Below are 12,433 nucleotides of genomic sequence, written 5' to 3' on the forward strand. Positions count from 1 at the left end.
GATGAAAATTGCCAGTGTCATTGTTGATGTGGCAGCAAAGCAAACTGATCGCACGTTTGATTATCTTATTCCAAGCAAATGGGAAGATGTACTGCAGCGAGGTATGCGTGTGGTCGTTCCTTTTGGCCCTCGAAAACTACAAGGATTCGTCGTGGACATTAAAAGTGAATCCGAGTTTCAAAAGCTGAAGCCAATTGTGGATTTGCTCGACCCTTACCCTGTATTAACAGAAGAGCTGCTTGAAGTGGGCCGCTGGCTGACAGAAAAGACGCTGTGCTTTGCTATCTCTGCTTTTCAGGCGATGCTCCCAGCGGCGATGAAAGCAGCTTATGATAAAGAAGTGAAGCTCCTTCCATCTGTCGGTTTTAATTCGGTTCATCAACATGTGCAGTTGTATTTAAAGGAGAAAACGACCGTCAAACTGAGCGATGTTCATCAAGAGCATCTGTCTGCTTTTTATCGAGACATTCAAAAAGGATTGTTAGAGGTCGTTTATGTTGTAAAAAATCGTGCTAAAAAGAAGACGATTAAAGGAATTAAACCACTATATAATGAATCGCGCCTTCGCGATATGCTCGGACAATTCTCTAAGCAAGCGGAGAAGCAGCAGCGTGTCGTTTCTTTTTTCATGGAACATCCAGAAGAAATTGCATTGAAGGATTTATGTGAACAAGTGAACGTCACTCAGGCGCCTGTTAAAGCGCTTGTTCAAAAAGGGATACTCGCGGAAACCGATATTGAAATGTACAGAAATCCATATGATGATGCGGCCTTTGCGAAAACGAATCCTTTGCCGTTAACGGAAGAGCAAGCGCAAGCCATCACGCCGATTTTACAAACCATTGAGGAAGAAAAACACGATGTTTTTCTCATGTACGGAGTCACAGGGAGTGGAAAAACAGAAGTGTATCTTCAATCCATTGATCGGGTGTTGAAAGAAGGAAAAGAAGCGATTGTACTTGTGCCTGAAATTTCCTTAACACCTCAAATGGTAAAACGATTTAAAGAAAGGTTTGGCTCGAAAGTCGCTGTTCTTCACAGTGGGTTATCGGCTGGGGAAAAATATGATGAGTGGCGCAAAATTCAGCGGAAAGAAGTGTCCGTTGTAGTAGGAGCGAGGTCGGCTGCGTTTGCCCCTTTTCAAAATTTAGGCATCATCATTATTGATGAAGAACATGAAACAAGCTACAAGCAAGAGGAAACACCGAGATATCATGCGCGCGATGTAGCTATTTACCGCGGTGAATATCATAGGTGTCCGGTCGTGCTTGGGAGCGCGACTCCAACCCTTGAATCATTTGCAAGGGCTCAAAAAGGAGTATACAAGCTGCTGACGTTACGAAAGCGAATGAATGAATCGGCTCTTCCGGCTGTGGACATTGTTGACATGAGAGAAGAACTGCGCAATGGGAACCGTTCCATGTTTTCGGGACTGCTGTTTGAAAAAATACAAGACCGGCTGGAAAAAGGGGAACAAATCGTGCTTCTCCTCAATAAACGGGGACATTCATCATTTGTAATGTGTCGCGACTGTGGGTTCGTGCATACTTGTCCACATTGCGAAATATCATTAACATACCACCGTTACAATCATTTATTAAAATGCCATTATTGCGGACATGAGCAGCGGGCAGATGTGACGTGTCCCGAGTGCGCCAGCGACCATATTCGCTATTTTGGCACAGGCACGCAAAAAGTGGAGGAAGAATTGAATAAACTCCTTCCAGAGGCAACTGTTATTCGAATGGACGTCGATACGACGAGCCGAAAGGGTGCGCATGAACGTTTATTAGATCAATTTGGCGAACAGAAGGCACAAATTTTACTCGGAACACAAATGATTGCCAAAGGATTGGATTTTCCAAATGTTACCCTTGTTGGAGTATTGTCAGCTGATACGATGCTTCATCTTCCTGATTTTCGTTCCGCTGAAAAAACATTTCAGCTGTTAACGCAAGTAAGTGGACGAGCAGGGAGGCATCATTTACCAGGTGAAGTGGTTGTTCAAACGTACACGCCAGAACATTACAGCATTCAGCTTGCGAGCAAGCATGATTATGACGGATTTTATCAGCAGGAAATGATGACGCGTAAATTGCATCAATATCCCCCGTTTTATTATGCCGCTTTAATTACGGTCTCTCATGAAGAGTTAACAAAAGTGGTGGCTGTTACGGATAAAATTGCCCAATATTTGCGTCAAAAATTGTCCAATCGTACAATTGTACTTGGTCCAGTTGCTTCTCCAATTGCAAGGGTAAAAGATAGATATCGATATCAATGCATGATAAAATACAAGCTGGAACCAGAGCTCGTTCCTGCACTTAAGTTCATTATGGATCATTATCAGCAGGAAATGCAGCAAAAACTGACGATTGCGATTGATTTACAGCCTTATTCTATGATGTAAAGGCGAGAGCAGAATAGTAGCTCTCCTTACACTACATTCATTATGAAGTTTCTTAATGGAAGGTTAAGGCGAAAGTAAGTTGGAAAAAATGAATGATAACTTTCAGGAGGATGTACATTGGCTAAACTATCACTCGTTTATTATCCTGATCCCGTATTGGAGCAGGAATGTGAACGTGTTACGGTGTTTGATAATAAATTGGCAAAATTGTTAAATGGCATGTATGATTTAATGTTGGAGGCGGACGGCGTCGGCTTAGCCGCTCCGCAAGTAGGGGTATCGAAGCAAGTGGCGATTGTAGACGTTGATGACCGCCATGGTAAGATCGAATTAATTAACCCTGTTATTATTGAACAGCGGGGTGAGCAATTGGGTCCTGAAGGCTGTCTCAGTTTTCCGGACCTTTTTGGCGATGTGAAGCGCTCAGAATACGTGAAAGTAAAAGCCCAAAATCGACGGGGAAAATCATATGTTCTAGAGGCAAAAGGCTTCCTTGCCAGAGCTATTCAGCATGAAATTGACCACCTTCACGGCGTGTTATTTACAACAAAAGTGACGCGTTATTATGAAGAAGGAGAATTAGAAGGGTAGTGAATGACAAGATGTTAAATATCGTATTTATGGGAACACCGGATTTTTCTGTACCGGTGTTACAAACACTATTGAAAGACGGGTATCACGTGTCGGCGGTCGTGACTCAGCCTGACAGACCAGTTGGGCGCAAAAGAGTCATGACGCCGCCTCCTGTCAAAGTAGAAGCAGAAAAACACGATATCCCGGTTCTTCAGCCGGAGAAAATTCGCTTTGAGGAAGAATACAGCAAAGTGCTGGCTTACAAGCCCGACTTAATTGTGACGGCTGCTTTCGGACAAATTTTACCGAAGGAAATTTTAGAAGCCCCTAAATATGGCTGCATTAATGTCCACGCATCGTTGCTTCCAGAGCTTCGCGGTGGTGCTCCTATCCACTATTCGATTTTGCAAGGAAAAGAAAAAACGGGTGTGACCATTATGTATATGGTTGAAAAGCTAGATGCAGGCGACATTTTAACTCAAGTAGAAGTGCCCATTGAAGAAAAGGATAATGTTGGCACACTTCATGATAAATTAAGCGTTGCAGGCTCAAAGCTATTATCGGAGACAATCCCTGCACTCATTCGCGGAGAAATTACGCCAATCAAGCAAAAGGATGAAGAAGCAACGTTTGCTTACAATATTAAACGGGAACAGGAAAAAATTGATTGGAGCAAAACGGGAGAGGAAGTATACAATCATATTCGTGGATTAAACCCGTGGCCTGTTGCTTATACGACGTTAAACGGCCAGGTGCTGAAAGTGTGGCAAAGTGAAAAGGTGATGCTGTCTGAAACAAGTGAGCCTGGTACGGTGTTGAGTGTGGAGGGGGATGGTTTAGTAGTTGCTACTGGCAATGAAACAGCGATTAAAATCACGGAACTCCAACCATCTGGCAAAAAACGGATGGGTGCCGCTCAATTTTTACGCGGAACGGCTTTGGAAGCAGGGATGAAAATAGGAGAACAACATGAGTAAGTATAATGTAAGGGAAATAGCGCTAGACATTTTGCTGTCTATCGAGAAACATCAAGCATTCAGCAATTTATTGCTTAACAAAAACATTGAAAAATATAAGCTGTCAGGTAAGGATGCTGGGTTGTTGACGGAAATCGTCTACGGGACCATTCAGCGCAAAATGACGCTTGATTATTATTTGCAGCCATTTGTAAAAAATGCAAAAAAAATGCAGGAATGGGTTCGTGTGTTACTGCGTTTATCGGCTTATCAATTCATTTATCTCGACCGTGTTCCGGAGCATGCTGTAATTTATGAAGCGGTGGAAATTGCGAAAAAAAAGGGCATAAAGGAATCGTATCTATGGTGAATGGGGTGCTTCGCAACGTACAGCGCCAAGGCGTTCCAACACTTGATTCCATAACGGACCCGGCAGAGAGGCTTTCTATTGAAACAAGCCACCCTTTATGGCTCGTTCAAAGATGGATTAGTCAATACGGACTGGAAAAAGCGCGAGCTATTTGTGAAACGACTCTACAACCGCCGAAGCAAACTTTGCGCGTTAATACAGCCCGTTTTACTATAGAAGAGGCAATCGCTCGTCTTGCTGAAGAAGGAATTGAGGTTGAAAAAGGGATGGTGGCTCCTGAAGCGCTTGAAGTTCAAAAAGGGAATGCCGCTCATACTCAAGCCTTCAAAGACGGATACTTTACCGTGCAGGATGAAAGTTCCATGCTTGTAGCACATGCTCTAGGAGCACATGAAGGGGATCACGTCTTAGACAGTTGTGCAGCCCCAGGGGGGAAGACGACACATATTGCTGAAAAGCTGTATCATACCGGTCAAGTTACATCGTTGGATATTCATGACCATAAAGTAAAATTAATTAGCGAACAGGTGGAACGTTTACAGCTTCCGAATGTGACAGCCACTGCAATGGATAGCCGAAAGGTACAGGAACGTTTTGAAGAAGAAAGCTTCGATAAAATATTAGTGGATGCTCCTTGTTCAGGGTTTGGCGTCATGCGTCGAAAGCCCGATTTAAAATATACGAAAAGCGCGCAAGATATCGTCCAACTTTCACGTGTTCAGCTGCAAATTTTAGAAGCAGTAGAGCCGTTGTTAAAACAAGGTGGTACACTTGTGTACAGCACATGTACAATTGATAAGGAAGAAAATAAAGAAGTGTTGGAGCAATTTTTACAAAAATATCCGCACTTTGAATTAGATAATACATTAGCAGAACGATTGCCTGAATCTGTATCAAAAAAGGTACAAAACGGTCAATTACAGCTGTTTCCGGATGATTTTCAAACGGACGGATTTTACATCGCGTGTTTACGAAAGAAGGTGCAATAATAGTGGAAAAAACAATCAAAAGTATTAAAAAAGAAGAAACCAATCAAAAACCATCTATTTATTCATACGGGCTGGCTGATTTAGAGCAGTGGGTCGTCGACAATGGGGAAAAGAAATTTCGTGGCAAACAAATTTACGACTGGCTTTATAAACAGAGAGCCGTGTCATTTGATGAAATGAGCAATTTGCCTAAAAGCCTTCGGGAAAAATTAGCGGACCATTTTGTACTGACAACCTTAAAAACAGCTGTTCAGCAAACATCAGCGGACGGGACGATGAAATTTCTATTTGAATTACATGACGGCTATACCATTGAGACCGTATTGATGCGTCACGAGTACGGAAATTCCGTTTGTGTCACGACACAAGTTGGCTGCCGAATTGGCTGTACGTTTTGTGCATCCACGCTTGGAGGTTTGAAACGAAACCTTGAAGCAGGTGAAATTGTTGCCCAAGTTGTAAAAGTTCAAAAGGCATTGGACGAACAAGGAGAACGAGTAAGTCATGTCGTAATTATGGGAATAGGCGAACCTTTTGACAACTACGATGCAATGATGCAATTTTTAAAAATCATCAATTCCGATGAAGGGTTAAATATCGGTGCTCGCCATATTACGGTATCAACAAGCGGTATTATTCCTAAAATTTATCAGTTTGCTGATGAGGAAACACAAATTAATTTTGCGATTTCCTTGCATGCGCCTAACACTGAGCTGCGTTCCCGCTTAATGCCAATTAACCGCGCATATAAACTTCCTGACTTAATGAAGGCTGTGAAATATTATGTCGAGAAAACGGGTAGACGTATTAGCTTCGAATATGGCCTGTTCGGGGGAGTAAATGACCAAGTTGAGCATGCTGAAGAGTTAGCGAAACTTGTAAAAGGCGTGAAATGCCATATTAACTTAATTCCGGTTAACTACGTGCCGGAACGCGATTATGTTCGTACACCGAAAGATCAAATATCGCTGTTTGAACGTACATTAAAAGATCGCGGAGTAAATGTGACGGTTCGCCGTGAGCAAGGGCATGATATTGACGCAGCTTGCGGGCAGCTTCGTGCAAAGGAGCGCAAAGAAGAGACGAGGTGATAGCATGGGAGCTGTCTTTATGACAGATCGCGGGAAAGTCCGGCAACACAATGAGGACTCCGGAGGGGTATTTTATAATCTTGATGGCAGCAGACTTGCTGTTGTTGCGGATGGTATGGGAGGCCACCGTGCTGGTGATGTAGCCAGCACAATGGCTACCCAGCGATTACAGGAATATTGGGAAAAAAGTACACAAGTGTCCACGCCTGATGCGGCGGAAAAGTGGATGGTAGACCAGGTAGATAAAATCAACCAAGCACTGTTTGACCATTCTTCTCAGCATGAAGAGTGTAAAGGAATGGGAACAACCCTAGTGGCCGTTATTTGTACAGATACGTTTTGCACCATCGGTCATATTGGAGATAGTCGATGCTACATTTTAAATGAAAATGGCTTTTCGCAATTGACGGAAGATCATTCGCTTGTCAATGAACTAGTCCGAAATGGCCAAATTTCAAAAGAGGATGCTGAACATCACCCACGTAAAAATATTTTATTGAGGGCTCTTGGGACGTCTGAGCAAGTCACCGCTGATGTAAGATCCATCGAGGTAGAAGAAGGCGACCATTTATTATTATGTTCCGATGGGCTATCCAATAAAGTACCTGATGAAACGTTAAAAAATATTCTTCAAGAAGATTCAGCATTAGATGCAAAAGGTAAGGAGCTGATTCGTTTGGCAAACGAATCGGGCGGCGAGGACAACATTACGGTCATTATAGTGGATTTTGCGAATGAAAGTGGGTGATAGCAGTGCTACTTGGCAGACGCTTGAATGACCGCTACAAAGTGTTGAAAGTCATCGGTGGTGGAGGGATGGCGAACGTTTATTTGGCAAGAGACATGATCTTGGACCGTGACGTAGCCATAAAAGTACTTCGTCTTGATTTCGCAAATGACGAAGCTTTTATTAAGCGTTTTCACCGAGAGGCGCAATCGGCGACAAGCATTGCCCATCCAAATATCGTTAGCATCTACGATGTTGGCGAACAAGAGGATATTTATTATATTGTTATGGAGTATGTTCCTGGACAGACATTAAAGCAATATATCCAGCAGCATGCACCCATTCCGGTTGAAAAAGCGGTAGATATTATGACGCAAATTACGTCTGCTATTGCCCATGCCCATCAATTTGGGATCATTCATCGGGATTTAAAGCCCCAAAATATTTTAATTGATGATAATGGTACGGTAAAAGTGACCGATTTTGGGATTGCCATTGCTCTTAGTTCCACAACGATTACACAAACGAATTCAGTGCTTGGGTCTGTTCATTATTTATCTCCTGAACAGGCAAGAGGCGGCTTGGCCAATAAAAAATCAGATATATACTCTTTAGGAATTGTCTTGTTTGAACTTTTAACAGGGAGGGTGCCTTTTTCTGGAGAGTCGGCAGTTTCTATTGCGTTAAAGCATTTGCAAACTGAGACTCCTTCTCCGAAAAGGTGGAATCCGACTATTCCTCAAAGTGTAGAAAATGTTGTGTTGAAGGCAACCGCGAAAGATTCTTTTTATCGATATGATTCTGTTGAGGACATGCAGCAAGCTCTTGAGACATCCATGAATCCTGAGCGTCTCAACGAAAAAAAGTTTGAAGTCCCTGATGATGAAGATGCGACGAAAGCGATTCCCGTCATTACGGATGATTACATAGAAAATCCAACAGATGAAACGATTGTAAGAACCTTTACGAAATCGGCCTCCGTGCAGGATGATCACATTCAGCCGAATGTGCCAAAAAAGAAAAAGAATAGATCACTGCTGTTTTTACTCATATTATTTTTTATGCTGGTAGGTGCAGCGGTTGCCGCTGTAACCGTTGTGCCATCTTTATTGCTTCCGAAAGATGTGACCATTCCTGATTTGAGGGAAGAGGACTACGAAGCGGCTGTCACCAAGCTTGTTTCGCTTGGTTTTGTCGTAGACGATCCTGTGCTGGCAGCGGATGAAGAGGTGGAAGCGGGAAAGGTAATTCGTACAGCTCCTAGTTCTGGAGAGATCGTGAAAGAAGGAACGGAAGTAACGATCTACCAAAGCACAGGGAAAGAAAAGCTAGCTTTTGAGGATTATGCAGGCCAAGATGTTTCCACCGTTAAAAAAATGCTAGAGCAAAAAGGATATAGATTTGTTGATGTAGTCAGTGTCGATAGCGATGAACCTGCAGGAACAATCGTCAATCAAAATCCTACGGAAGGGTCGGAGAATGTTCCGGAAGATACCGATGTTACGTTTTGGGTCAGTAAAGGCCCCCCTTCGGTAAAGTTAAAAGATTTATCGGGGTGGACAGAAAAAAGTGTGAAAGATTATGTTTCGGATTATAATATAGTGGTTAAAGTGAGAGAAGAACATTCAGAAACGGTTCCCGAAGGGTTTGTCATTAGCCAAAGTCCAGCGCCTGACACGACAATTGAAAAAGAGAGCTCGCTGACAATCACTCTTTCTAAAGGTCCTGAACCGAAGCCGCCTAAAAATATAAGTGTCCAACCAACAATTCCATATGAACCAGCTGAGCCTGGTGTACCGCAGGAAGTGCAAATTTATGTTGATGATTTGGATCATAATTATGAAGTGCCTGTGAACACAATTTTGTTGACCGAAACGACGCAAACAGAAATCGAATTAATTATTCCGTATAATGGAACAGCTAAATATAAAATTGTGCGCGATAATCAAGTCATTGAGGAGACAGAAGTCCCTTACACACAACAATAGAGTTATACAAGGAGTGAGGTTATGCTTAAAGGCAGAATCATTAAAGCCTTAAGCGGTTTTTATTATGTGCTTAGTGAAGGAACCGTGACTCAATGCCGAGGCAGAGGGGTATTCCGTAAGCAGAAAATTAGCCCGTTAGTTGGTGATTATGTAACGTTTCAAGCGGAAAATGAGCTGGAAGGTTACATTTTGGATATTGAAGAGCGGAAAAATGAACTTGTACGTCCGCCTATTGCAAATGTTGACCAGGCAGTGCTCGTTTTTTCTGCGATTGAGCCGGAATTCAGCCCGTTATTGCTGGATCGTTTCTTAGTGCTTGTGGAAGCGAATGGCATTAAACCACTTATTTGCATTTCTAAAATGGATTTGGTTACTGATGGGAAAAGGCCAATTATTGAACAGTATGCAGAAGACTACCGAACTGTTGGGTATGATGTTTTGTTAACATCAACCATTACAGAAAATGGAGTAGAGGAGCTACTTCCTTATTTGGATGATTGTGTATCGGTGATAGCCGGTCAATCAGGTGTCGGAAAGTCGTCGCTATTAAATGCATTAAAACCGGAGCTTGAACTGAAAACGAACGATATTTCCGCCTCCCTCGGGAGAGGAAAGCATACAACACGGCATGTTGAACTCATTGCAGTTGGACAAGGGCTTGTAGCAGACACGCCAGGTTTTAGCTCGTTGGAGTTCATGAATGTTGAAGTTGAAGATCTGTCTTCATGTTTTCCTGAAATGTCGCGTTTAAGTGAACATTGTAAGTTCAGAGGCTGTTTGCATCTTTCTGAGCCGAAATGTGCTGTGAAGGAAGCGTTGGAAGACGGGGGCATTACCAAGTATCGTTACGATCATTATACAAGCTTTATTGAAGAAATTAAGCAAAGAAAGCCGAGGTATTAAACATGATAAAAATTGCACCTTCTATTTTGTCGGCTAATTTTTCTAAACTAGCTGAAGAAGTTCAAGAGGTGGATACAGCAGGAGCGGATTATATCCATGTCGATGTCATGGATGGTCATTTTGTGCCGAATTTAACGTTTGGCGCCTTAGCGGTTGAGGCCATTCGCCCTGTTACAAATTTGCCATTGGATGTCCATCTTATGATTGAGGATCCTGACCGTTACATCCCTTCATTTGCTAAAGCGGGAGCAGACATTATCACCGTGCACGTGGAGGCATGTACCCATTTACATCGAACTGTTCAACTTATTAAGGAAAACGGAGTGAAAGCAGGCGTTGCTTTGAATCCAGCGACACCGATTGATCAAGTTAAGCATATTTTAGAAGACTTAGATCTAGTTCTCTTAATGACGGTTAATCCTGGATTTGGGGGCCAAACCTTTATTCGCAGCGTGTTACCTAAGATTGAACAAATTTCACAGCTTATTCAAATTCGCCAGCTTTCTATTGATGTAGAAGTAGATGGTGGAATTAATCCGGAAACGGCAAAGCAATGTATAGAGGCAGGCGCGAACGTGCTTGTTGCTGGTTCTGCTATTTACAATCAATCTGACCGTAAAGCGGCCATTCAAGGGATTCGCGGTACGTATTAAAAGATTAGAATGTTGATTAGGGGAAAGCGATGATTATAAACATTTTAGCAGGGGGACCAGATAGCCGTCTCCCTTCCTTACATAATGAAAGCTGGAAAGATGGAGTATGGGTTGGAGTAGACAGAGGTGTCCTTCGGTTATTGGAACAAGGGATACAGCCTTTTAAAGCTTTCGGTGATTTTGATTCCATTACGAAGCATGAGCTGATGTTTGTCCAAGAGCGGTTGAATCAACTTGAAGTATTCCCGGCGGAGAAGGATGAAATCGACCTGGAGTTAGCTTTAATGTGGGCGATTGAACAAAAGCCTTCCCTTATTCGTGTTTTTGGAGCAACTGGCGGTAGGATGGATCATATGTTTGGGGCAGTCCAACTTTTGTATAAAGGATTAAGTGCTGACATTTCCATCGAACTAATTGACCGGCAAAATATCGTATCCATGCATTCGCCTGGCATTTATCATATCGAACAAGATGCGGCCTATCGCTATCTTTCCTTTGTAGCGTTTTCAGATGAAATACGCGGTTTAACTTTGGAAGGAGTGAAATATCCGCTGACGAATCATACCGTTAAGTGGGGATCGACGCTTTGTATAAGCAATGAACTTATTCAACAAAGAGGTACTTTTTCATTTGAGAAAGGCATATTAATGATGATAAGAAGCAATGATTAATCCATTGCTTTAGATGGTACTTCTTTAATAAGCGGCGAATAGACTATACGGATGTAAAGAAATGAGTTCATCTATATGCGGTGTGAAGAGATGGTTAGGAGGCGAAGTATGAAATTTTATACGATTAAACTTCCAAAATTTTTAGGTGGCATTGTACGGGCGATGCTAAATTCTTTCAAAAAAGAATAAAACAGGACGCCTCCCTTTTTGAGGGAGCGTCCTGTTTTATTCTATTCTCATTCAGAAAATAAAAGAAGCACCATATATATGGTGCTTTTCTCATGTATTAAACGCGCTCTACTTTACCAGATTTAAGAGCTCGAGCTGATACATATACACGTTTTGGTTTGCCGTCAACTAAAATACGAACTTTTTGAACGTTAGCACCCCATTTACGCTTTGTAGCGTTCATAGCGTGAGAACGTGCGTTACCTGAACGCGCTTGTTTGCCAGTGATTACACATTTACGTGCCATGCTCAATTTCCCTCCTAACTCAAACGAAACTACTCAACTTCTGTTTCCCAGAAATACTATATTAATTTATCACAGGCCATGTCAGAATGCAATAGTTCTTCAAAAAAGGTTTCAAGAAATTTTCCTTGACATATAAACTTAAAGAATGTTGTATAATAAGGGGTATCAATAATCGAGGTCAAAACAAATATCCTTTTAAAAAGAATGTACTTATAGTAAAATGTTTGTAGTCTATGTAAAAAGAAAGGGGTAGAAGTATGTCCATCGAAATGAAAACTCAGTACGGCCAAATTGATATTTCCACTGATGTAATTGCTACAATTGCAGGCGGAGCAGCTATTGACTGCTACGGAATTGTAGGGATGGCTTCAAAAAACCAGATTAAAGATGGAATTACAGAAATCCTTCGAAAAGAAAATTTCACGCGCGGTATCCTTGTTCGTCAAGAAGATGACGAAGTACATATCGACATGTATATTATTGTAAGTTATGGAACAAAAATATCTGAAATTGCGCATAATGTTCAATCTAAAGTGAAATATACGCTTGAGCAAACCGTTGGCTTAGCGGTTGATTCTGTAAACATTTATGTGCAGGGAGTTCGTGTCACGAACGTGTAGTAAGGAG

General features: G+C 42.1%; 12 protein-coding genes and 1 pseudogene. 12 read left to right on the forward strand and 1 reads right to left on the reverse strand.

Translation table 11 applies throughout. The features are described from left to right. Position 1 precedes the first annotated feature (1 nt). The 11 genes and pseudogenes from priA (at position 2) to spoVM (ending at position 11,520) form a co-directional block, all read left to right on the forward strand. Positions 2-2,410, forward strand: a complete 2,409-nt coding sequence (gene priA, locus ACXAEO_RS04805; RefSeq protein ID WP_474878611.1) for a primosomal protein N' — start codon at positions 2-4, stop codon at positions 2,408-2,410. Between the two features lie 117 nt (positions 2,411-2,527). Beyond that, entirely contained in the window at positions 2,528-3,001 is a 474-nt protein-coding gene (gene def / locus ACXAEO_RS04810) for a peptide deformylase (protein WP_474878613.1), read from the forward strand. A gap of 11 nt (positions 3,002-3,012) precedes the next feature. After that, complete coding sequence (gene fmt / locus ACXAEO_RS04815) at positions 3,013-3,960, forward strand: methionyl-tRNA formyltransferase (protein WP_474883971.1); 948 nt, start codon at positions 3,013-3,015, stop codon at positions 3,958-3,960. After that, a pseudogene (gene rsmB / locus ACXAEO_RS04820) lies at positions 3,953-5,298 on the forward strand (16S rRNA (cytosine(967)-C(5))-methyltransferase RsmB). The gene fmt and the pseudogene rsmB overlap by 8 nt, the downstream one beginning before the upstream one ends. Beyond that, entirely contained in the window at positions 5,298-6,389 is a 1,092-nt protein-coding gene (gene rlmN / locus ACXAEO_RS04825) for a dual-specificity RNA methyltransferase RlmN (RefSeq protein ID WP_474883974.1), read from the forward strand. Before rsmB ends, rlmN begins: the two are co-directional and overlap by 1 nt. 4 nt (positions 6,390-6,393) lie before the next feature. Next, positions 6,394-7,137, forward strand: coding sequence for a Stp1/IreP family PP2C-type Ser/Thr phosphatase (locus ACXAEO_RS04830; RefSeq protein WP_474878615.1), 744 nt, complete (start codon positions 6,394-6,396; stop codon positions 7,135-7,137). A gap of 5 nt (positions 7,138-7,142) precedes the next feature. Next, entirely contained in the window at positions 7,143-9,104 is a 1,962-nt protein-coding gene (gene pknB, locus ACXAEO_RS04835) for a Stk1 family PASTA domain-containing Ser/Thr kinase (protein ID WP_474878617.1), read from the forward strand. Between the two features lie 21 nt (positions 9,105-9,125). Next, entirely contained in the window at positions 9,126-10,007 is an 882-nt protein-coding gene (gene rsgA, locus ACXAEO_RS04840; RefSeq protein ID WP_474878619.1) for a ribosome small subunit-dependent GTPase A, read from the forward strand. A gap of 2 nt (positions 10,008-10,009) precedes the next feature. Beyond that, positions 10,010-10,660, forward strand: coding sequence for a ribulose-phosphate 3-epimerase (gene rpe, locus ACXAEO_RS04845; RefSeq protein ID WP_474878621.1), 651 nt, complete (start codon positions 10,010-10,012; stop codon positions 10,658-10,660). Positions 10,661-10,689: 29 nt separating this feature from the next. Next, entirely contained in the window at positions 10,690-11,331 is a 642-nt protein-coding gene (locus tag ACXAEO_RS04850) for a thiamine diphosphokinase (protein WP_474878623.1), read from the forward strand. A gap of 108 nt (positions 11,332-11,439) precedes the next feature. After that, complete coding sequence (gene spoVM, locus ACXAEO_RS04855) at positions 11,440-11,520, forward strand: stage V sporulation protein SpoVM (RefSeq protein WP_034328571.1); 81 nt, start codon at positions 11,440-11,442, stop codon at positions 11,518-11,520. Between the two features lie 97 nt (positions 11,521-11,617). Here the strand turns inward: spoVM and rpmB are convergent, their stop codons facing one another. Further along, positions 11,618-11,806 (reverse strand): 50S ribosomal protein L28, encoded by a 189-nt coding sequence (rpmB, locus tag ACXAEO_RS04860; RefSeq protein ID WP_474878626.1) that lies wholly within the window; start codon positions 11,804-11,806, stop codon positions 11,618-11,620. A gap of 257 nt (positions 11,807-12,063) precedes the next feature. Between rpmB and ACXAEO_RS04865 the strand changes: the two genes are divergently transcribed. Next, entirely contained in the window at positions 12,064-12,426 is a 363-nt protein-coding gene (locus tag ACXAEO_RS04865; protein WP_474878628.1) for an Asp23/Gls24 family envelope stress response protein, read from the forward strand. Positions 12,427-12,433 lie beyond the last annotated feature (7 nt).

It is taken from the genome of Bacillus sp. ABA4_010 (assembly GCF_056159105.1).

Coding starts and splice junctions, on each gene's coding strand:
- priA (WP_474878611.1), top strand. CDS start 2: ATGAAAATTGCCAGTGTCATTGTTGATGTGGCAGCAAAGCAAACTGAT.
- fmt (WP_474883971.1), top strand. CDS start 3,013: ATGTTAAATATCGTATTTATGGGAACACCGGATTTTTCTGTACCGGTG.
- ACXAEO_RS04830 (WP_474878615.1), top strand. CDS start 6,394: ATGGGAGCTGTCTTTATGACAGATCGCGGGAAAGTCCGGCAACACAAT.
- rsgA (WP_474878619.1), top strand. CDS start 9,126: ATGCTTAAAGGCAGAATCATTAAAGCCTTAAGCGGTTTTTATTATGTG.
- rpe (WP_474878621.1), top strand. CDS start 10,010: ATGATAAAAATTGCACCTTCTATTTTGTCGGCTAATTTTTCTAAACTA.
- ACXAEO_RS04850 (WP_474878623.1), top strand. CDS start 10,690: ATGATTATAAACATTTTAGCAGGGGGACCAGATAGCCGTCTCCCTTCC.
- spoVM (WP_034328571.1), top strand. CDS start 11,440: ATGAAATTTTATACGATTAAACTTCCAAAATTTTTAGGTGGCATTGTA.
- rpmB (WP_474878626.1), bottom strand. CDS start 11,806: ATGGCACGTAAATGTGTAATCACTGGCAAACAAGCGCGTTCAGGTAAC.
- ACXAEO_RS04865 (WP_474878628.1), top strand. CDS start 12,064: ATGTCCATCGAAATGAAAACTCAGTACGGCCAAATTGATATTTCCACT.